At 64.8% G+C, this 19,728-nt stretch carries 18 protein-coding genes; 13 read left to right on the top strand and 5 right to left on the bottom strand.

Features of this window, described 5'->3' with window-relative positions; genetic code table 11:
- Positions 1-11 precede the first annotated feature (11 nt).
- On the top strand, positions 12-866 hold the full coding sequence (locus IVB41_RS06840) for a TIGR01459 family HAD-type hydrolase (RefSeq protein ID WP_027565397.1): 855 nt from the start codon (positions 12-14) through the stop codon (positions 864-866).
- A gap of 120 nt (positions 867-986) precedes the next feature.
- Here the strand turns inward: IVB41_RS06840 and IVB41_RS06835 are convergent, their stop codons facing one another.
- Positions 987-1,382 (bottom strand): response regulator, encoded by a 396-nt coding sequence (locus IVB41_RS06835; protein ID WP_007596883.1) that lies wholly within the window; start codon positions 1,380-1,382, stop codon positions 987-989.
- 230 nt (positions 1,383-1,612) lie between these two features.
- Between IVB41_RS06835 and IVB41_RS06830 the strand changes: the two genes are divergently transcribed.
- From IVB41_RS06830 to arfB, 7 genes are all read left to right on the top strand, one after another.
- Complete coding sequence (locus IVB41_RS06830; protein WP_247428298.1) at positions 1,613-2,584, top strand: bifunctional riboflavin kinase/FAD synthetase; 972 nt, start codon at positions 1,613-1,615, stop codon at positions 2,582-2,584.
- Positions 2,585-2,786: 202 nt separating this feature from the next.
- Entirely contained in the window at positions 2,787-5,795 is a 3,009-nt protein-coding gene (gene ileS / locus IVB41_RS06825; RefSeq protein ID WP_247428295.1) for an isoleucine--tRNA ligase, read from the top strand.
- 156 nt (positions 5,796-5,951) lie between these two features.
- The gene (gene lspA / locus IVB41_RS06820; protein WP_247284532.1) at positions 5,952-6,446 is read left to right on the top strand and encodes a signal peptidase II; all 495 of its coding nucleotides are present in this window, start codon (positions 5,952-5,954) and stop codon (positions 6,444-6,446) included.
- Positions 6,447-6,543: 97 nt separating this feature from the next.
- Positions 6,544-7,269, top strand: a complete 726-nt coding sequence (locus tag IVB41_RS06815) for a hypothetical protein (protein WP_247429092.1) — start codon at positions 6,544-6,546, stop codon at positions 7,267-7,269.
- A gap of 198 nt (positions 7,270-7,467) precedes the next feature.
- Positions 7,468-8,862, top strand: coding sequence for a pitrilysin family protein (locus IVB41_RS06810; RefSeq protein WP_247428277.1), 1,395 nt, complete (start codon positions 7,468-7,470; stop codon positions 8,860-8,862).
- Positions 8,859-10,226: a pitrilysin family protein gene (locus IVB41_RS06805; RefSeq protein ID WP_247428274.1), complete on the top strand. Its 1,368-nt coding sequence runs from the start codon at positions 8,859-8,861 to the stop codon at positions 10,224-10,226. The genes IVB41_RS06810 and IVB41_RS06805 overlap by 4 nt, the downstream gene beginning before the upstream one ends.
- 114 nt (positions 10,227-10,340) lie before the next feature.
- A complete protein-coding gene (arfB, locus tag IVB41_RS06800) occupies positions 10,341-10,757 on the top strand; it encodes an alternative ribosome rescue aminoacyl-tRNA hydrolase ArfB (RefSeq protein ID WP_018453479.1) in 417 nt (138 codons plus the stop codon).
- A gap of 62 nt (positions 10,758-10,819) precedes the next feature.
- Here arfB and IVB41_RS06795 read toward each other — a convergent pair whose 3' ends face one another.
- Positions 10,820-11,128, bottom strand: a complete 309-nt coding sequence (locus tag IVB41_RS06795; RefSeq protein ID WP_247428271.1) for a hypothetical protein — start codon at positions 11,126-11,128, stop codon at positions 10,820-10,822.
- A gap of 305 nt (positions 11,129-11,433) precedes the next feature.
- On the opposite strand from IVB41_RS06795, the gene IVB41_RS06790 reads away from it, so the two are divergent.
- Genes IVB41_RS06790 through IVB41_RS06775 form a run of 4 tightly spaced genes read left to right on the top strand, consistent with a single transcriptional unit; the run spans position 11,434 to position 14,410 of the window.
- The gene (locus IVB41_RS06790) at positions 11,434-11,820 is read left to right on the top strand and encodes a cytochrome c family protein (RefSeq protein WP_247428252.1); all 387 of its coding nucleotides are present in this window, start codon (positions 11,434-11,436) and stop codon (positions 11,818-11,820) included.
- Positions 11,821-12,216: a VOC family protein gene (locus IVB41_RS06785; RefSeq protein WP_027565406.1), complete on the top strand. Its 396-nt coding sequence runs from the start codon at positions 11,821-11,823 to the stop codon at positions 12,214-12,216.
- Positions 12,217-12,263: 47 nt separating this feature from the next.
- A complete protein-coding gene (locus tag IVB41_RS06780) occupies positions 12,264-12,812 on the top strand; it encodes a gluconate 2-dehydrogenase subunit 3 family protein (protein WP_247357953.1) in 549 nt (182 codons plus the stop codon).
- A 29-nt stretch (positions 12,813-12,841) separates the two neighbouring features.
- Entirely contained in the window at positions 12,842-14,410 is a 1,569-nt protein-coding gene (locus tag IVB41_RS06775) for a GMC family oxidoreductase (RefSeq protein ID WP_247428249.1), read from the top strand.
- A gap of 138 nt (positions 14,411-14,548) precedes the next feature.
- Here the strand turns inward: IVB41_RS06775 and IVB41_RS06770 are convergent, their stop codons facing one another.
- Positions 14,549-14,866 carry a ribbon-helix-helix domain-containing protein gene (locus IVB41_RS06770; protein WP_247428245.1) on the bottom strand — a complete coding sequence of 106 codons (318 nt, stop codon included), beginning with the start codon at positions 14,864-14,866 and terminating at the stop codon, positions 14,549-14,551.
- A 277-nt stretch (positions 14,867-15,143) separates the two neighbouring features.
- Between IVB41_RS06770 and mutL the strand changes: the two genes are divergently transcribed.
- Positions 15,144-16,955, top strand: coding sequence for a DNA mismatch repair endonuclease MutL (gene mutL / locus IVB41_RS06765; protein WP_247428241.1), 1,812 nt, complete (start codon positions 15,144-15,146; stop codon positions 16,953-16,955).
- Positions 16,956-16,964: 9 nt separating this feature from the next.
- Here mutL and rsmD read toward each other — a convergent pair whose 3' ends face one another.
- Both rsmD and IVB41_RS06755 read right to left on the bottom strand, forming a co-directional pair.
- Positions 16,965-17,519: a 16S rRNA (guanine(966)-N(2))-methyltransferase RsmD gene (gene rsmD, locus IVB41_RS06760; RefSeq protein WP_247428238.1), complete on the bottom strand. Its 555-nt coding sequence runs from the start codon at positions 17,517-17,519 to the stop codon at positions 16,965-16,967.
- A gap of 2 nt (positions 17,520-17,521) precedes the next feature.
- Positions 17,522-19,693 carry a pseudouridine synthase gene (locus IVB41_RS06755; RefSeq protein WP_247428235.1) on the bottom strand — a complete coding sequence of 724 codons (2,172 nt, stop codon included), beginning with the start codon at positions 19,691-19,693 and terminating at the stop codon, positions 17,522-17,524.
- Positions 19,694-19,728 lie beyond the last annotated feature (35 nt).

The raw sequence follows: 19,728 nt of genomic DNA, 5'->3' as shown, positions 1-19,728 counted from the left end.
CCGCACGTATCATGACCACGCTGCATTTCGCTGAAAGCCTGCGTGAACTCGTGGCGGGCGTGGATGTCGTGCTCAGCGATATCTGGGGCGTGGTCCATAACGGCCTCGAATCCTTCCCCGAAGCCTGCGAGGCGCTGCATACCTATCGCAGCCGCGGCGGTACGGTCATCCTGATCACCAACGCGCCGCGCCCGGCCGACTCCGTGCAGCGGCAATTGCGCAAGCTTGGCGTCGCCGACGAGACCTATGATGCGATCGTGTCTTCAGGCGACCTGACGCGGCTCTATGTCGCCGACCATCCCGGCCGCAAGATGTTCTGGCTCGGCCCGGAGCGCGACAACTCGATCTACCGCGGCCTCGATGCGGTGATCGCGCCGCTGGAGGAGGCGGATTACATCGTCTGCACCGGTCTCTACGACGACGAGACCGAGACGGCAGAAGACTATCGCGGCATGATGCTCAAGGCGCGCGAGCGCAAGCTGACGCTGGTCTGCGCCAACCCCGACATCGTGGTGGAAAAGGGCGACCGCCTGATCTATTGCGCCGGTGCGATCGCGGAGCTCTATCGCGAGCTCGGCGGCGAGGTGATCTTCTACGGCAAGCCGCACCGGCCGATTTACGAGCGCGCGATGGCGCTCGCCGGCGAACGCCAGGGCCACCAGATCGACCGCAAAAAGGTGCTCGCGATCGGCGATTCCGTCCGGACCGACCTCACCGGCGCGCGCGAGTTCGGCATCGATTGCCTGTTCGTGACCCGCGGCATCCATGCCGAGGAGTTCGAGGGTCTCGACCAGCTCGACCCGGCTTCGGTGCTGGAATTGTTCGGCCATCCGCCGAAGGCGCTGATGCGCGAACTGAAGTGGTAGCGAGTTGATCGTCATTCCCGCTTGATATGGGGCATCGATTCCGGAACGACGAACCCGACGCAGAAAGCCCGGGACAATCGCCCGGGCCTTCCGAATTCAACCGATGGCTTCGATCGCGCCTTACGCGCTTGCCATGTCCGGGAAGACCGCCTCGATCTTGGTCTTCAGCGTCGCCGCGTTGAACGGCTTGACGATGTAGTTGTTCACGCCGGCCTTCTTGGCCGCGATCACGTTCTCGGTCTTTGATTCGGCCGTGATCATGATGAAGGGCGTGGTGGCGAGGTTCGGATCTGCGCGCACTTCGCGCAGCAGGTCGTAACCCGTCATCGGCTCCATGTTCCAGTCGGAAATCACGAGCCCGTACTTCTTGCCGCGCATCTTGTTCAGCGCTGCCGAACCGTCGCTTGCATCATCGATATTCTCGAAGCCAAGCTGCTTCAGGAGGTTCCTGATGATACGGATCATGGTGCTGTAGTCGTCAACCACCAGAACCGACATCGACAAATCAACCGCCATCTCGACTCCCCCAACGCAAACCCAGGAAATATTTACGATCGGACCTGCCGGGCCGGAGCCCCGCGGTTCCACGCCCAAGGACTAGCACCAAGGCGTTAAACAGCGCGTTAACTGGGAACGCCCCCGGTGGACTGAAATCGCTTTCGATGCGGCCGCCCCCTCCCGCTTGACTTCATCCGGCCCGTCGCGCCACGGTCCCGGCCGGTCCCGCCGGTTTGAGAATTCCCCTGATGGCTCCGCATTTTACCGTTATCCGCGACACCACGCCGGACTCTGCCATTGCAAGGGGTGCCGTGGTCGCGATGGGCAATTTCGACGGCGTTCATCTCGGCCATCGTGCCGTGATCGCCGCAGCCATGGAAATGGGCAGGATCCATGGCCGCCCGGCGCTGGCATTGACCTTCGAGCCGCATCCGCGCCGGTTTTTCAGCCCCAACACCCCGCAATTCCGCCTGACCGACGAGCGGGCGAAGCTGCGGCTTCTGGCCGGCACCGGACTTGACGGCGCCGTGGTCATGACCTTCGACAAGTCCCGCGCCGGGACCAGTGCGCAAGACTTCATTCACCATGACCTGATCGGGCGCTTGGGCATCGGCGGGATCGCCGTCGGCTACGACTTCCACTTCGGCAAGGGTCGGGTCGGCTCGCCGAGCCTCCTCGTCAACGAGGCGCCCCGGCTCGGCATCGAGGTCGACGTGCAGCCGCATGTCGATATCGACGAGCGGCCGGTCTCGTCCAGCGCGATCCGGATCGCGCTCGCCGAAGGCCAACTCGACGAGGCCACGGCCATGCTCGGCGCGCCCTGGTTCATCACCGGCGAGGTCATCCACGGCGAGAAGCGCGGCCGCGACCTCGGTTATCCCACTGCCAACATCCGTCTCGATGCCAATTGCGGCCTTAAGCACGGCATCTATGCGGTGCGGGTCGGCCGCGGCGCGGAGCGGTTGGACGGGGTGGCAAGCTTCGGTCGCCGCCCGACGTTCGATAATGGTGCGCCGCTGCTGGAAATCTTCCTGTTCGACTTCAAGGGCGATCTTTACGGACAGACGCTCGACTGCGCCTTTATCGGCTTCATCCGCGAGGAGCTGAAATTCGACAGCCTGGAGGCCCTGATCCGCCAGATGGACGACGATTCCGCCCGCGCCCGCGCCATGCTCGCCGCCGCCCCGGACGCGTTTCCGAGGCTTGGCGTCATCGATTGAGGTCGGAAACCGGTGCGCCGAACCTTTTGCGCTTCCCCCGCCCCCCTGCTATGGAGAGCCCATGTTTGCGCGGCGCATCATAGGGATTAGCGGCCCGGCCTCCGCCTGAGCTTTCGGCTCGGCGCAAGACCGGGATGTTGTCGTTTCACCCGCGATTCCGCATCGCCATCCGTTCCCGCGCCTTTCCGAGCCAGTCAGCCTCATGTCCGACAAGCCACAAAAATCCCAAAAATCCGAAGCCAAAGACTATTCCAAAACCCTGTTCCTGCCGCAGACCGAATTCCCGATGCGCGCCGGCCTGCCGCAGCGCGAGCCGGAGCTGCTGAAATACTGGAACGACATCGGCCTCTACGACAGACTGCGCCAGGAAGCCCAGGGCCGCGCCAAATTCGTGCTGCATGATGGCCCGCCCTACGCCAACGGCAACATCCATATCGGGCACGCGCTGAACAAGATCCTCAAGGACGTCGTGACCAAGAGCCAGCAGATGCTCGGCTTCGACTCCAACTATGTGCCCGGCTGGGACTGCCACGGCCTGCCGATCGAATGGAAGATCGAGGAAGAGAACTACCGCTCCAAGGGCAAGCAGAAGCCCGACTTCCGCGACTCCGCTGCGATGGTGGCGTTCCGGAAAGAGTGCCGCGCCTATGCGACACACTGGATCAACGTGCAGCGCGAGGAATTCAAGCGCCTCGGTATCATCGGCGACTGGGATCATCCTTATCAGACGATGAGCTATCCCGCGGAGGCGCAGATCGCCCGCGAGCTGATGAAGTTCGCCGCCAACGGCACGCTGTATCGCGGCTCCAAGCCGGTGATGTGGAGCGTGGTCGAGAAGACCGCGCTCGCCGAGGCCGAGGTCGAGTACGAGGACTACACCTCCGACATGGTGTGGGTGAAGTTTCCCGTCACGTCCCCGGCACATGGTGCGCTCGCCAATGCTTCGGTCGTGATCTGGACGACCACGCCCTGGACACTGCCCGGCAACCGCGCGATCTCGTTCTCGCCGAAGATCGCCTACGGCCTCTACAAGGTCACGGATGCGGCCGCGGACAATTGGGCGAAGACCGGCGATCTCCTGATCCTGGCTGATGCGCTTGCCGCAGAGGTGTTCAAGCAGGCGCGCGTCACGGCCTATGAGAAGGTGCGCGACATTCCCGGCGACACGCTGGACGCCGTGGAGTGTGCCCATCCCTTGCGCGGCCTCGATGGCGGTTACACGTTTATCGTGCCGCTGCTCGCCGGCGAGCATGTCACCGACGATACCGGCACCGGCTTCGTGCACACCGCGCCGAGCCACGGCCGCGAGGATTTCGACGTCTGGATGGCCAACACCCGCGAGCTCGATGAACGCGGCATCTCGACCGCGATCCCCTACACTGTCGACGAGAACGGCGCCTATACTGCGCAGGCCCCCGGCTTCACCGGCAAGCGCGTGCTCAACGACAAGGGCGAGAAGGGCGATGCCAATGAGGCCGTCATCAAGGCGTTGATCGAGGCCGGCAAGCTGCTCGCGCGCGGCCGCCTCAAGCACCAATATCCGCATTCATGGCGCTCGAAGAAGCCGGTGATCTTCCGCAATACGCCGCAATGGTTCATCGCGATGGACAAGGATGTCAGCGAGAATGGCCACGCCAGGAAGGGCGATACGCTGCGGGCCCGCGCGCTGCAGGCGATCTCGGTCACGCAATGGGTGCCGCCGTCGGGTGAGAACCGCATCAACGGCATGATCGCCAATCGTCCGGACTGGGTGATCTCGCGCCAGCGCGCCTGGGGCGTTCCGATCGCCGTGTTCGTGCGCGAGAACAACGACGGCTCGGCCGAGATCCTGCAGGACGAGATCGTCAATCAGCGCATCGCCGAGGCCTTCATGGAGGAAGGCGCCGACGCCTGGTACATGGACGGCGCCCGCGAGCGCTTCCTCGGACCGCGCGCGAAAGAAGACTGGAAGAAGATCGACGACATCTGCGACGTCTGGTTCGATTCCGGCTCCACACATGCTTTCGTGCTCGAGGATCGCCAGAACTTCCCGCAGCTCGGCAACATCGTCCGCAAGGTCGATGGCGGCGACGACACCGTGATGTACCTGGAAGGCAGCGACCAGCATCGCGGCTGGTTTCATTCCTCGTTGCTGGAAAGCGCCGGCACGCGCGGCCGCGCGCCATATGACATCGTGCTCACCCACGGCTTCACGCTCGACGAGAACGGCCGCAAGATGTCGAAGTCGATCGGCAACACCGTTGAGCCTCAGAAGGTGATCAAGGATTCGGGCGCGGATATCCTGCGCCTGTGGGTCTGCGCCACCGACTATGCCGACGACCAACGCATCGGCCCGGAGATCCTGAAGAACACCATCGAGACCTATCGCAAACTGCGCAACACTGTGCGCTGGATGCTGGGAACGCTGGATCACTACAAGCCGGCCGACGCAGTCGCGCCCGCCGACATGCCTGAGCTTGAACGGCTGATGCTGCACGAGCTCGCGGTCCGTGCTGCCGTCGTCCGCAAGGCCTATCAGGAGTTCGACTACAAGACCGTGGTCGCGACCTTGTCCGCCTTCCTGAACAGTGAGCTCTCCGCGTTCTATTTCGACATCCGCAAGGACACGCTGTATTGCGATCCGCCGTCCTCGCCGACGCGCAAGGCGGCGCTGACCACGATCGACCTGTTGTGCAGCTCGATCCTGAAATGGCTGGCGCCGATCCTCAGCTTCACCGCGGAGGAGGCCTGGCGCATGTACAGGCCTGACGCCGAGCCCTCGGTGCACCTGACGCAGTTTCCCGACGACCTCGAAAGCCTGCGCGACGACAAGCTCGCCGCGAAGTGGGAAGCTATCCGCAACGTCCGCCGCGTCGTCACCGGTGCGCTGGAGCTCGAACGCGCCGCCAAGAACATCGGCTCGTCGCTGGAGGCATCACCGGTCATCTATGTCGCCGACCGCGACATGCTTGCGACGCTGTTCGACACCGACCTTGCCGAGATCTGCATCACCTCGAACTACGAGGTGCGCGAGGGCGAGGCGCCGGCTTCCGCATTCCGTCTCGATGCCGTTCCAGGCATCGCTGTCGTGGTGGAGAAGGCGGTCGGCACCAAATGCGCCCGTTCCTGGAAGATTTCGCCGGCGGTGGGTGAAGACCCCGAATACCCCGACGTCACCCCGCGAGATGCCCAGGCGCTGCGCGAATGGAAGGCGCTGGGGGTCAGCATCTAGATCTCACCGTCGTCCTGGCGAAAGCCAGGACCCATTCCACCGCCGCCAATTGCGACGAAGGCTGATGACCACAAGTCTTTCAAACAACGACCGCCTCGGAGTATGGGTCCTGGCTTTCGCCAGGACGACGACGGAGCCTATTGTGGCCGGCTGCCCATGACCCCGCTCCGCGCCGGTATCCTCGCGGCCCTGGTCACGCTCGTGGCCGATCAGGCCTCAAAGCTCTGGCTGCTGAACGTGTTCGACCTTGCCCGTCGCGGCGCGGTGAGCGTGACGCCGTTCTTCGACCTGGTACTGGCCTGGAACATCGGGATCAGCTTCGGCTGGCTCCAGAACGACGGTCAGGCTGCGCAAATGGCGCTGATGGCCGTGAAGGTCCTCGCGGTGGTTGCGCTGGCGATCTGGATGGCCCGCTCCCACACCCTGCTGGCAACCATCGCGCTCGGCCTGATCATTGGCGGCGCCATCGGCAATGGGATCGATCGCCTCGCCTATGGCGCGGTGGTCGATTTCGCGCTGTTTCACATCAATATCGGCGGAAATACCTATAATTGGTACGTGTTCAACCTCGCGGACGTGGCCATCGTTGCTGGCGTGGCGGCGCTATTGTATGATTCCTTCCTGGGGGTACCCGCCGCAAAAGCGCCCTGATCCCGGCCGATACGGACCGGCAGGCGGAACCTTGCTGTTGCGAGGGATTATGCCGCGCGAGAGCGGCAAACTGCCACATTTTGGAACAGGTACAGTGATGCGCAGCGCGAAGACCAGCCGTTCGATGGTTGAAGACCCCCGGCAGGGGTTCTGGCGGGCGTTGAAATTGTGCGCTGTCGCGCTCGGCATCGGTCTCGTCATGTCGGCTGGCGCCGCCCGCGCCGGTGACGACGGCGAGGACGACGACGACATGACCTTCGAAGAGAAGCTCATCGACAATCTGATGTCGGGCATCGGCGCCAAGAGCATGGAGAAGAAGGGTATCGAATACCGCGAGCGGTCGCCGCTGGTGGTGCCGCCCAAGCTCGACCTGCCGCCGCCCGCCGGCGTTGAAGCCAAGAACGCACCGAACTGGCCGAAGGACCCTGACGAGAGACGCCGCAAGGAGGCCATCGCGCAGCGGAAGAAGGCCGTCAAGGCCACCGAGAGCTGGCAGGCAGGCCGGGCGTTGTCGCCCGCCGAGATGGAGGTCGGCAGGACAGCCGCACCCGAGCGCACGAGCAATGATCCTATTCAGCCGGGCACCAACGGCAATCCGTCGCTCAGCCCCGCCCAGCTCGGTTTCACCGGCGGTCTGTGGGGCATGATGTCGAACAACAAAGGCGAGGCCAAGCAATTCACGACCGAGCCGCCGCGCCAGTCGTTGGTCGAGCCGCCGCCGGGCTACCAGACGCCGTCGCCGAGCTACGCCTACGGCGCCGGAGAGGACAAGACACGGCGGACCTATTTCGACATCATGTCCGGCAAGGACAAGGAACAATAGCCTCCTGTCCCTTTGCGAGATCCCGACAGACGCGATCCCGCGCCGGCGGCTCGTGCGCGCCGGACGCGGTCTTTAATTGCTTATCAGTAACTTGCGCCCGAGTTGAGTTCTCTGCTTCGTGACGCGAAGCGTTTGCCGCACGGTGTACCATGTCGTGCCTCCGAGCCGGACATCCGGGCTCGGCCTTTCATAAGGATCATGATGTCCTCTTACCGATCGGCTGCCCGCCTCCTTGCCGCGCTGCTTTCGACGTGTGTCCTCACGGCCGGCGCATCGCTTGCGCAGACCACGGTGACATCGGCTCCACCCACCAGCTTCACGCTCGGAAACGGCATGCAGGTCGTGGTGATTCCGGACCACCGCACGCCCGTCGTCACGGAAATGATCTGGTACAAGGTCGGCTCGGCGGACGAGACGCCGGGCAAGTCCGGGCTCGCGCACTTTCTCGAGCACCTGATGTTCAAGGGCACATCGAAGCATCCGGTCGGCGAATTCTCCCAGACCGTGCTCCGCGTCGGCGGCAACGAGAACGCTTCGACCTCGGTGGACTACACCAACTATTACCAGCGGGTGCCGAAAGAGCAGTTGCCGACCATGATGGAATTCGAGGCCGACCGCATGACCGGCCTGATCCTCAAGGACGAGAACGTGTTGCCCGAGCGCGACGTCGTGCTCGAAGAATACAACATGCGCATCGCCAACAATCCGGACGCACGGCTGAACGAGCAGATCATGGCCGCGCTCTATCTCAACCATCCCTATGGCCGGCCGGTGATCGGCTGGCACCAGGAGATCGAGAAGCTCGATCGCGAGGATGCGCTCGCCTTCTACCGCCGCTTCTACGCGCCGAACAACGCGATCTTGGTGATCGCCGGCGACGTCGAGCCCGCCGACATCCGCCCGCTGGTCGAGCGCAATTTCGGCTCCATCCCGGCTCAACCCGCGATCCCGGCGCGCCGCGTCCGCCCGCAGGAGCCCGAGCCCGCGGCGCCGCGCACCGTGACGCTGGCCGATCCGCGCGTCGAGCAGCCCGGCCTGCGACGCTATTACCTGGTGCCCTCGGCGACGACGGCTGCGGCCGGCGAAAGCGCGGCCCTCGACGTGCTGGCGCAACTGATGGGCAGCGGCAGCAATTCCTATCTCTACCGTGCGCTGGTGGTGGACAAGCCGCTCGCGGTCTCCGCGAGCGCCAGCTATTCGAGCATCTCGCTCGACCCGACCCAGTTCGCGATCTCGGCTTCGCCCAAATCCGGCGTCAGCTTCGCCGAGGTCGAGCAGGTGGTCGACGGCGTCATCGCCGACATCGCGCAGAACCCGATCCGCGCCGAGGATCTCGAGCGGGTCAAGACCCAGCTCATCGCCGAGGCGATCTACGCCCAGGACAACCAGGCGGTGCTGGCGCGCTGGTATGGCGGCGCACTGACCACGGGCCTGTCGATCGAGGACATCCGGAGCTGGCCAGATCGCATCCGCGCCGTTACCGCCGAGCAGGTCCGCACCGTCGCGCAGAAATGGCTCGAGAAGAAGCGCTCGGTGACGGGCTATCTGATCAAGGACACCGGCGCCGCCAAGCGCGAGGAGAAGCGTTCGTGACCTATCCCTTCCTTCGACGTGTCTCATTCTCCCTCGTCACCGGCGCGGCACTCGCGCTTGCTACCGTCTCGCCGTCGCAGGCGGCAGCAAAGATCCAGCATTTGACCTCGCCGGGCGGCATCGAGGCCTGGTTCGTACAGGATGCGACTGTGCCGCTGATCGCCATGGAATATTCCTTTGCCGGCGGCTCGGCCCAGGACCCCAAGGACAAGTCGGGCGTCGCCAATCTGGTCGGCGATCTCCTCGACGAAGGCTCCGGCGATCTCGATTCCAAGACTTTCCATGAGCGGCTCGACCGCCGCGCCATCGAGCTCTCCTTCAGCGCCACCCGCGACACCTTCCGCGGCAGCCTGCGCATGCTGCGCGACAACAAGGACGAAGCCTTCGACCTGCTGCGGAGCGCGCTGACCTCGCCGCATTTCGAAACCGCCGATGTCGAGCGCATCCGTTCGCAGGTGATCTCGGGCCTGCGCCGCGAGACCACCAACCCGACCTCGCTGGCGAGCCGCAAATTCCTGGAGGTCGCCTTCGGCGATCATCCCTACGGTAGGCAGTCCAACGGCAACCTCGACAGCGTTCCGGCCATCACGGTCGCCGACATGAAGGATTATGTCGGCCGCGTGCTCGCCAAGGACACGCTGAAGATTGCAGTGGTTGGCGACGTGGATGCCGATACGCTCGGCAAGCTGCTCGACCACACGTTTGGCAGCCTGCCCGCCAAGGCCAATCTCGTGCCGGTCCCCGACGTCGAGGCCGCCAAGCCGCCGCAACGCGCTTTCGTGACGCTCGACGTGCCCCAGACCGTGATCACCTTCGGCGGCCCCGGAGTGAAGCGCAGCGATCCGAACTTCATGGCGGCCTATGTTGTCAACCACATCCTCGGCGGCGGCGGGTTGTCCTCGCGGCTCTATCGCGAGGTGCGCGAGAAGCGCGGGCTGGCCTATTCGGTGTTCGAATCGCTGCTCTGGATGGAGCATTCGGCGGTCTTCATCGGCAATACCGGCACCCGCGCCGACCGTGCCGGTGACACCATCGACGCCATCGACAAGGAAGTGCGCCGGATCGCCGAGGAAGGCCCGACGCAGAAGGAGCTCGACGAGGCCAAGTCCTACCTCAAGGGCTCGCAGATGCTGGCGCTCGACACCTCCTCGAAGCTCGCGCAGGCGCTGCTGCAATATCAGCAGGACAAGCTGCCGATCGACTATATCGAGAAGCGCAACGCCGTCGTCGATGCGGTCACCATGGACGACGCCAAGGCGGCCGCAAAGCGCCTCTGGGGCCAGGGCCTGCTGACCGTCGTCGTCGGCCGCGCTCCGCAGGCCGCGGCGCAACCCGCAGCCGCACCGGCGACGAAGTCGAACTGACGTCTTCCATACGCTTCCTGAAATGGCCGGGCTCGCCCGGCCATTTGCATTTCGGGGCGCCATTGCCGAACTTGGGCGTCCGGGATATGTCCGGGCATCACGAATGGTGCCACCATGCTGCGGATATCCCGCGATCTCGTCATCGACGAGGACGACATCGAGATCGGCTTCGTCCGCGCCTCCGGCCCGGGCGGGCAGAACGTCAACAAGGTCGCGACCTCGGCGCAATTGCGCTTCGACACCCGCAAGCTGACGCTTCCGGAGGATGCCGCGCTGCGCCTCGCCCGGCTCGCAGGGCAGCGCATGACCAAGGACGGCGTCATCGTGATCCAGGCCCAACGCTTCCGCACCCAGGAGCGCAACCGCCAGGACGCTATCGACCGCCTTACGGAGATGCTCGGAGAAGCCATGATCCGGCCGAAGCCCCGGCGCGCGACAAAGCCGACCTTTGGCTCCAAGCAGCGCCGGCTCGAGGGCAAGAAACACCGCAGCGACATCAAGTCGAAGCGCGGGCGCGGTTTCGACGACTAGCAGAGACTGCAAAAGAACTCCGGCCGCAGGGCGACCGGAGTTCTGCCGTCTCACTCCATTGGCTAGTAGCGCTTGCCCGTGGCTGCACCGCCCGTCGCGGACTCGTCGGCGGTCCCTTTGTGTGCAGCACTGCCCGTGGTGCCAACCGTGCCCCTGGTGCCCTTCGTCGGCTTCATGCCCGTCGTCTCGCCCGCCGTGCCCGGCTGGGCATTCATCTCCTCGTCGCCGCTGCCCATCGTGCTGCCTTGCATGGGTTTGCTTTGCACGGTGCCGCTAGGCTTGGCGCCAGACGACGTACCTTGCGCGAGAACAGGTGTCACAATGAGGGCCGAGACGGCGCATGCGATTGCGGAGGTCTTCACCAACTTCATCCATTTCTCCTGGATTTTCGCGATGATCGGTTCGGCGGCTTGATGCGCCGTCCGCCTGAGCCGAACCAATCCATCGCGTTACGAGTTCGAACGGCGCGACCGCAATGCAACCTGTCTCGTGTGGTGATCGTTTAGGGATTTGACGGCGGTTTCGCGGAATTGTCCTCCGCATATACGGCAGCGCGGAACAACGCACCCGCGTGCACCTCCGCACGCAGCGAAACAGCCCGCTACTACCACCGCATGTTTTGCCGCGCCTAGAGTTTGCGCACGCTGAATTGACGTGGACGGGCGGTCTTTTTACGATGCGCGCGATCGTGCTGGGATTGTGCACCGCGATGGTGCTGGTGGTGCGGGTGGCCGAGGCGCAGATGCCCTTGCCGGCTGCAAAGCCGCCGGATGGCGCAACACTGTTCAAGCAGCAATGCGCGGTGTGCCACACCACGAACCTGTCAGAACCGGTGCGGCAGGGTCCGCCGCTGGTCGGGATCGTCGGGCGGCCCGCCGGCAAGGTCGAAGGCTTTCACTATTCAGAGCCCCTCGCAAAAGCAGCCTTCGCCTGGGACGAGACGAAGCTCGACGCATGGCTGACCAATCCGCAAGCCGTGATTCCCGGCGTGGTCATGGTGTACCGGCAGGCGAAGCCGGAGACGCGCGCCGCCATCATCGCCTTTCTTAAGGAGCAGAACTGAATGGCAAAGCCGGTCCATTCCATGATCCGCGCACTCGACGAGGCGCGCTCACTCGACTTCTACAGACGGGCCTTTAGCCTGGAAGTCACCGAGCGTCTGAAGTTCGCAGACTTTGCCCTGATCTATCTGCGTCACCCCTCCTCACCCTTCGAGTTGGAGCTCACGGTCAATTTCGATCGCAAGGAGCCGTATGCGCTCGGCGACGGCTACGGACATCTCGCCGTGGTTGTCGAGGATCTCGATGCCGAACATGCCCGCTTCGAGCGCGAGAAGCTCGCACCGGGTCAGCTGCGCGACTTCAAGCACGACGGCAAAACGCTGGCGCGCTTCTTCTTCGTCAGCGATCCCGACGGCTACAAGATCGAGGTGATCCAGCGCGGCGGACGTTTCAACTGATCGAACCACAAGAATTCAAATCCCAAAAAAATCGAAGGAGGAATGCCATGAGAGAAGTAGATCGTCGAAGCAAGCACAGCCGCCGCGTCTTTCTCAAGGGCGCCGCGACCGCCGTGCCGGTCGCGGCAGTCGCGACCAGCGTCGCCGTCAGCATCGAGGGCGCATGGGCTGACGAGACAAGCGCGCTTTCGCCCGCGACGATGAAGACGCTGCTGAAGGTCGCACGCGATATCTATCCGCACGACGTCCTCGGCGACAGCTATTACATCACCGCGATCAAGCCGTGGGACGGCAAGGCGGCGAAGGATCCCGCCGTCAAGTCGCTGATCAGCGACGGCATCACACGGCTCGATCAGAATGCGCGTGATCGCCACAAGGTGGCTTACGCTGAAGTGCCCTGGGAAGCCGATCGCGTGGTGCTGTTGAAGGAGATCGAGCAGAGCGACTTCTTCCAGAAGGTGCGCGGCGACCTCATCGTCTCTCTCTACAACCAGAAGGAGGTCTGGCCGCGGTTCGGCTACGAGGGCTCCTCCGCCGAGCACGGCGGTTACATCAACCGCGGCTTCGCCGACATCGACTGGCTGCCGAAGGCTTAACGCTCACCCAACAGTTCAGGAGAACGCATATGGCAAAATTCGATCTGAACGACTCCAGCGTTGTGGTGATCGTCGGCTCCGGTGCCGGCGGTGGCACGCTGGGCAACGAGCTCGCACAGAAGGGCGTCAAGGTCGTCATTCTCGAAGCAGGTCCCCGCATCGAGAATCAGGACTTCGTCAATGACGAGTGGGAGAGCTTCTCGCAGCTCGCCTGGACCGATGCGCGCACCACATCAGGATCATGGCGCGTCGCAAAAGACTTCTCGGGTCTTCCCGCCTGGATCGTCAAGGCGGTCGGCGGCTCCACAACCCATTGGGCCGGCGCGTCGCTGCGCTTCGACGAACACGAGTTCAAGGTGAAGAGCACCTACGGCAACATTCCCGGCGCCAACCTGCTGGACTGGCCGGTCACGCTCGCGGAGATGGAGCCGTGGTACGCCAAGGCCGAGAACAAGATGGGGGTGACCCGCACCAACGGCATTCCCGGACTTCCCGGCAACAATAACTTCAGAGTGATGGAGGCGGGCGCGAAGAAGCTCGGATACAAAACCGTGCACACCGGCAACATGGCGATCAACAGCCAGCCACGCGACGGCCGCGGCGCCTGTCAGCAGATCGGCTTCTGCTTCCAGGGCTGCAAGTCCGGCGCGAAATGGTCGACGCTTTACACCGAGATACCCAAAGGCGAGGCGACCGGCAATCTCGAGGTCCGTCCCGCGAGCATGGCGGTCAAGATCGAGCATGACGCAGGCGGCAAGGTCACCGGCGTGGTGTACGCCGACGAGACGGGCGCGATGCAGCGCCAGAAGGCCCGCATCGTTGCGGTGGCCGGCAATTCGATCGAAAGCCCGCGGCTGCTGTTGAACAGCGCATCCACGATGTTTCCCGACGGCCTCGGCAACTCATCGGGCCAGGTCGGTCGCAACTACATGCGCCACATGACCGGCAGCGTCTACGCCGTCTTCGAGAAATCGGTGCACATGTATCGCGGCACCACCATGGCCGGCATCATCCGCGACGAGGCCGCAAATAATCCGAAGCGCGGCTTCGTCGGCGGCTACGAGATGGAGACACTGTCGATCGGCCTGCCCTTCATGGCGGCGTTCCTCAACCCCGGCGCCTGGGGACGTCCGTTCACCGCAGCGCTCGACGGTTATCCCAGGATGGCCGGCATGTGGCTGGTCGGCGAGGACATGGCGCAGGAGACCAACCGCATCACGCTCGATCCGACCGTGAAGGACAAGTTCGGCCAGCCGGTCGCAAGCGTGCACTTCGATGATCATCCCAACGATCTCGCGATGCGCGCGCACGCGTACAAGCAGGGCGCTGCGGTCTACGATGCCGTCGGAGCCACCGTGAGTTATCCGACACCGCCATATCCCAGCACGCACAATCTCGGTACCAACCGGATGAGCGAGAAGCCCAGAGATGGCGTGGTCAACAAGTTCGGGCAAAGCCACGACGTCAAGAACCTGTTCGTCTCCGACGGCAGCCAATTCACCAGCGGCGCAGCCTGCAATCCGACGCTGACCATCGTTTCGCTGGCGATCCGGCAGGCGGATTACATTGCCGGCGCGATGCAGAAGAAAGAGATCTGACGCCCGACGTCCATCGGCTCGGAATGGAGCACACCGTTCCCTCCCCGCCATTGCGAGCGACGCGAAGCAATCCAGAATCCCACCGCGGTGACGGTCTGGATTGCTTCGTCGCAAGAGCTCCTCGCAATGACGGAGGGGCTATTCAGCCGCATCAAGAATGGGTGCGACGGCGACCTTGAAATCCCGTACCGGCGCCAAGCTCCGGGAGCGATAGATCAGGCATGAGCAGCGCAGCAACGAGGCAAAATTGTTGACCTCGCCGTGATGGTCGAGCACCTCGTTGTAGAGCGTCGTCAGAAACTTGCCGACGCTCATGTTCTCCTTGGCCGCGATCTCCTCCAGCGTGTCCCAGAACGCCATTTCCAGACGGATCGAGGTGCAATGCCCACCGATCCGTAAGGAGCGGGTCTGGGATTCATAGTCGCCTTGGGGCTGATGCGCGAAGAGATGGCACATGGCGTCCTCCCGTCCTGTTGCCGTTTTTTCGCGATGCTACACCGCAGCCCGGTACCCCACAATCGGGACGGCAGCCGGAGATCGATCCATCCCGGTTGCGCGATTTTCTCGAACGTCCAATCCCATCAATGCGATAGACAGCCCTTTTCCCCAGCCCGCCACGTTCCTGTTGCCCAACACATGCTTTTGACGCAACACGGCCTAGAATAGCGTTCTCCGCGAATCCAGATCGAAGCCCAAGATCGAAGCCCAAGATCGAAGCCGAAAAACGAGTTTCATGCCCGTCCGCCAATTACCCGAACAGGTCGTCAACCGCATCGCCGCCGGCGAGGTGGTCGAACGTCCCGCGAGCGTGGTCAAGGAACTGGTCGAGAACGCGATCGATGCCGGCGCGAGCCGGATCGACGTCTTTACCGATGGCGGCGGGCGTCGGCGGATCGGCATCACCGACGACGGCGGCGGCATGACCGCCAAGGACCTGTCACTGGCGGTCGAGCGTCACGCCACCTCCAAGCTCGACGACGAGGACTTGCTGCAGATCCGCACGCTCGGATTCCGCGGCGAAGCGCTGCCCTCGATCGGCTCCGTGGCGCGGCTCGCCATCACCACGCGGCACGCCGGCGAGCCGCACGCCTGGGCGCTCAATGTCGAGGGCGGCGAGAAATCCGAGATCATGCCGGCCGCGCTCGCGCATGGCACGCGGGTCGAGGTCAACGACCTCTTCTACGCTACGCCGGCGCGGCTGAAGTTCTTGAAGACCGACCGGACCGAGGCGGAAGCGATCCGTGAGGTGGTGCGGCGCCTCGCGATGGCGCGGCCCGAAATCGCCTTCACGCTCGCGGGCGAAGAGCGCGCGCCGGTGACCTGGGCTGCGGCGCTGCCCGGCGTCGCCGGTCGCCTGACGCGTCTCGGCGACATTCTGGGGGCAGAGTTCCGCAGCCATGCCATCGAGGTCCATGCCGAGCGCGAGGGCGTGGTGGTCGCCGGCTATGCCGCAGCGCCGGCGCTGACCAAAGCCAACGCGCTCGGGCAATATCTCTTCGTCAACGGCCGCCCGGTGCGCGACAAGCTGATCCTAGGGGCAGTGCGCGGGGCCTATGCCGACTATCTGCCGCGCGACCGCCATCCGGTGCTGGCGCTGTTCGTCACGCTCGATCCGCGCGAGGTCGATGCCAACGTGCATCCGGCCAAGACCGAGGTGCGGTTTCGCAACCCCGGCCTCGTCCGCGCGCTGATCGTGCACGGATTGAAGGAAGGGCTTGCACGGGAGGGCCGGCGTACGGCGGCTAACAGCGGCGAGAGCGCGCTGTCGTCGTTCCGCCCCGCATTCACGCCCCGCCCGGCAAGCTGGGACTGGCGGGCGTCGCCATCCGCCCCGGTCGCGCCTATGCCGTCATTCGACGGCTCCGCCGTGCCGGCATTTACCGAACGTGCCCAAGCGGCGTTCGACGTCGGCGCACCCAGCGCGGACGTGCGGATCGAATCCCAGCCGGTCAGTGACCTGGTCGACCGCCCGCTCGGCGCTGCGCGCACCCAGATCCACGAGACCTATATCGTCTCGCAGACCCGCGACGGCCTGATCATCATCGACCAGCACGCTGCGCATGAACGCATCGTCTATGAACGGCTGAAGGCCTCGCTGGCGGAGAACGGCGTGCAGCGGCAGATCCTGCTGATCCCCGAGATCGTCGAGATGGACGAGGCTACGGTGGAGCGCCTGCTCGAGCGCAGCGAGGAGCTGGCGTCGTTTGGCCTCGCGGTCGAATCCTTCGGCCCCGGCGCAGTCGCGGTGCGCGAGACGCCGTCCCTGCTGGGCAAGACCAACGCGGGCGGGCTCTTGCGCGATCTTTCCGAGCACATGGCCGAGTGGGACGAGGCGCTGCCTCTGGAGCGCCGCCTGATGCACGTCGCCGCCACCATGGCCTGCCACGGCTCGGTGCGCGCCGGCCGAAGGCTGCGGCCGGAGGAGATGAACGCCCTGCTCCGCGAGATGGAGGACACGCCGAACTCCGGCCAGTGCAATCACGGCCGCCCGACCTATGTCGAGCTGAAGCTGTCGGATGTCGAGAAGCTGTTCGGGCGGAGGTAACGTTCGAAATTACGGCCGCTTCAAAAACACGAACTCCGTGTCGTCATAAGCGCGCCGCTCCAATTCCTCGAAGCCCTCCGGCGTGACGAACTGCGCAACCTTTGCCTCTTCCACGACGAGCAGCGCGCCCGGCGTCAGCCAGCCGCCGTCGTGCAAGCTCGCAAGCGCCTTCTCCGCAAACCCCTTGCCATAGGGCGGATCGAGAAACACCAGCGAGAACGGCTCGACCGGATGCGCAGGGCCGAGATCGGTCGCATCGCGGCGATAGACTTTTGTCACGCCGCCCAAGCCCAGCGTCTCGACATTATTCCGCAGCAGGGCCCGCGCTTCCGCGCCGTTGTCGACGAACAGCACGAATTTCGCGCCGCGTGACGACGCTTCGATGCCCAGCGCACCGGTGCCGGCGAAGAGATCGAGCACGCGCGCATCCGCAATCGGATCGTCATAGGCGTGCACGAGGATGTTGAACACGGACTCGCGCAGGCGGTCCGCCGTGGGGCGGATGTCGCGCGAGGACGGTGAGGCCAGATTGCGCCCCTTCAAGCGACCGCCGACGACGCGCAACGTCAGTCCTCCTTCGGCGCCAGATCGCGCTTGCCGTGGTAGCCGCGCTTGGGACGGCGCGGCGGGCCGTAGCCGCTCGCCTCAGCCTCGTTGCGCTCGCGCGCTTCCTCGCTCCCGGTGCGTTGCACCAGCACGCGCCGGCCCTTGCGGTCGTTGATCACACCGCGCTTGGTCGCCGGCTTCTTCTCGCGCGGCGCGTCGTCTCCCTCATGCGAGGCAGATTTCTGCGGCACGTCGAACTGCGCGCCCGATTTCTCGATGATCTTTTCGCCGAGCTGGTCGCGCAGCACGCGGGACTTGATCTCCTCGACCTGGCCTTCGGGGACCTCGCCGAGCTGGAACGGGCCGTAGGAAACCCGGATCAGCCGGTTCACCTCGAGTCCGAGATGAGCGCAGACGTTGCGCACTTCCCGGTTCTTGCCCTCGCGGATCGCGAAAACCAGCCAGACATTGGCGCCCTGGTCACGCTCCAGCGTGGCGTCGATCGGACCGTATTTGATGCCCTCGATCTCGATGCCGTTCTTGAGCTCGTCGAGCTGCGCCTGCGTGACATCGCCATGGGCGCGGACACGGTAGCGGCGCAGCCAGCCGGTGTCCGGCAGCTCGAGCGTGCGCGCGAGCCCGCCATCATTGGTGAGCAGCAGCAGGCCCTCGGTGTTGAAGTCGAGCCGGCCGATCGAGATCAGCCGCGGCAGACCTTCGGGCAAATTGTCGAACACGGTCGGACGCCCCTCGGGATCGTCATGGGTCGTCATCAGGCCGCGCGGCTTGTGATAGAGGAACAGCCGCGTGCGCTCGCGCTCCGGCAACGGCTTGCCGTCGATGGTGACGACATCGTTGGAGGTGATGTCGAGCGCAGGCGAATTGATCACCCGGCCGTTGACGCTGACGCGGCCCTGCGTGACCATCTCCTCGGCGTCGCGGCGCGAGGCGAGGCCCGCGCGCGACAGCACCTTGGCGATACGCTCACCGGCCTTCTTCGGCTTGACCTCTTCCTCGCGGCGCGGTCGCCGCTCGGAATCACGATCGCGCTCTCGATAGGCGCCGCGACCGCCGAAGGCGGGACGCTTCTCGAAGATCCTGCTCTCGTCCTCGTTTTCGCGACGTGGACGATCGCCGGAAGGCGCTTCGCTGCGGGGATGCTCGTGCCAGTCGGAACGGCCCTCGGAACGCTCGCGCGGACGATCGAATTTCGGGCGATCGCCGCCGCGATCGAACCTCGGACGATCATCGCGCGGACGATCGAACTTGGGACGATCGAATTTGGGCCGCTCGCGGAACGGACGATCACCCGATGGACGATCGTCGCGCGAACGCGAAAAGCGCGGACGGTCGTCGCCGCCGCCTTGCCGATTATCGCGCTTCTGCCAGGGCTTGTCTTGACCGCGGTCGCTGCCGCCGAAATCCTTGCGCGGACCCTTGCTGAAGTCCTTGCGCGGCGGCCGGTCGCCGCGCGGGGCCGCATCGCGCTTCTGCCAAGGTTTCGAATCGCTGCGCTCGCTGCGATTGCGGTCCGGTGCGCCGCGCGAAAACTTCCGCTCGCCGTCGAACTTGCGTTCCGGACGGTCGCCACGCGGCGCGTAAGGTCGCTTGTCGCCAAACTTCGCGTCACCGGTTCGGCCGGCCGGACGGGAATCGTCGCGATCCCTGCGCGGCGGACGGTCATCACGCCCATAGGACGGGCGATCACCGCGCGGCTTGAACGGCCGCTTGTCGCCATCGCGCGAGGGGCGATCAGAAAATGGGCGGTCGCCACGGGGCTTGAACGGGCGCTTCTCGCCGTCGCGCGACGGACGATCGGAAAACGGACGGTCTTCACGCGGCTTGAAGGGACGATCGCCACGCGGCTTGAAGCTGCGCTCGCCACGATCCTCGCCGCGCGGCCGGTCTTCACGCGGCCGGTCTTGGCGCGGCCGGTCTTCGCGATTGAACTTCGGGCGGTCGCTGAAGTCGCGGCGCGGGGCATCGCCCTCCTCGCGGCGACGGAAGGGACGGCTGTCGCGGTCGCCGCGGGGCGGGCGGGCGTCGCCTTTGTCCCCGGGAGGGCCGCGCTTGGCGAACTTCTTGTCGGGTCCGCGTGGCTTGCCGGAGCGGCCCTTGGCGGGGCCGCCCTTGGCCGGGCCGCGATCACGCCGGCCGCGGGAATCGTTGTCTTTGTCGCTGTCGCGAGGCATGAATAATCTCACTCAGGGGGTGGCCAGAAAGCATT

Origin of the sequence: Bradyrhizobium sp. 44 (assembly GCF_023073095.1) — a bacterium.
GTDB lineage: Bacteria > Pseudomonadota > Alphaproteobacteria > Rhizobiales > Xanthobacteraceae > Bradyrhizobium.
The sequence above is the reverse complement of the archived record's forward strand: the minus strand, read 5'-3'. Positions and strand labels throughout refer to the sequence as shown.

Bases quoted from the DNA above. Each gene is read 5' to 3' on its own strand.
- IVB41_RS06835 (WP_007596883.1), bottom strand. From the start codon at position 1,382: ATGGCGGTTGATTTGTCGATGTCGGTTCTGGTGGTTGACGACTACAGC.
- IVB41_RS06770 (WP_247428245.1), bottom strand. From the start codon at position 14,866: ATGTGCCATCTCTTCGCGCATCAGCCCCAAGGCGACTATGAATCCCAG.
- IVB41_RS06840 (WP_027565397.1), top strand. From the start codon at position 12: ATGACCACGCTGCATTTCGCTGAAAGCCTGCGTGAACTCGTGGCGGGC.
- IVB41_RS06815 (WP_247429092.1), top strand. From the start codon at position 6,544: ATGCGCAGCGCGAAGACCAGCCGTTCGATGGTTGAAGACCCCCGGCAG.
- IVB41_RS06790 (WP_247428252.1), top strand. From the start codon at position 11,434: ATGCGCGCGATCGTGCTGGGATTGTGCACCGCGATGGTGCTGGTGGTG.
- IVB41_RS06755 (WP_247428235.1), bottom strand. From the start codon at position 19,693: ATGCCTCGCGACAGCGACAAAGACAACGATTCCCGCGGCCGGCGTGAT.
- ileS (WP_247428295.1), top strand. From the start codon at position 2,787: ATGTCCGACAAGCCACAAAAATCCCAAAAATCCGAAGCCAAAGACTAT.
- IVB41_RS06780 (WP_247357953.1), top strand. From the start codon at position 12,264: ATGAGAGAAGTAGATCGTCGAAGCAAGCACAGCCGCCGCGTCTTTCTC.
- IVB41_RS06795 (WP_247428271.1), bottom strand. From the start codon at position 11,128: ATGAAGTTGGTGAAGACCTCCGCAATCGCATGCGCCGTCTCGGCCCTC.
- IVB41_RS06830 (WP_247428298.1), top strand. From the start codon at position 1,613: ATGGCTCCGCATTTTACCGTTATCCGCGACACCACGCCGGACTCTGCC.
- IVB41_RS06785 (WP_027565406.1), top strand. From the start codon at position 11,821: ATGGCAAAGCCGGTCCATTCCATGATCCGCGCACTCGACGAGGCGCGC.
- IVB41_RS06775 (WP_247428249.1), top strand. From the start codon at position 12,842: ATGGCAAAATTCGATCTGAACGACTCCAGCGTTGTGGTGATCGTCGGC.
- mutL (WP_247428241.1), top strand. From the start codon at position 15,144: ATGCCCGTCCGCCAATTACCCGAACAGGTCGTCAACCGCATCGCCGCC.
- lspA (WP_247284532.1), top strand. From the start codon at position 5,952: ATGACCCCGCTCCGCGCCGGTATCCTCGCGGCCCTGGTCACGCTCGTG.
- IVB41_RS06810 (WP_247428277.1), top strand. From the start codon at position 7,468: ATGATGTCCTCTTACCGATCGGCTGCCCGCCTCCTTGCCGCGCTGCTT.
- arfB (WP_018453479.1), top strand. From the start codon at position 10,341: ATGCTGCGGATATCCCGCGATCTCGTCATCGACGAGGACGACATCGAG.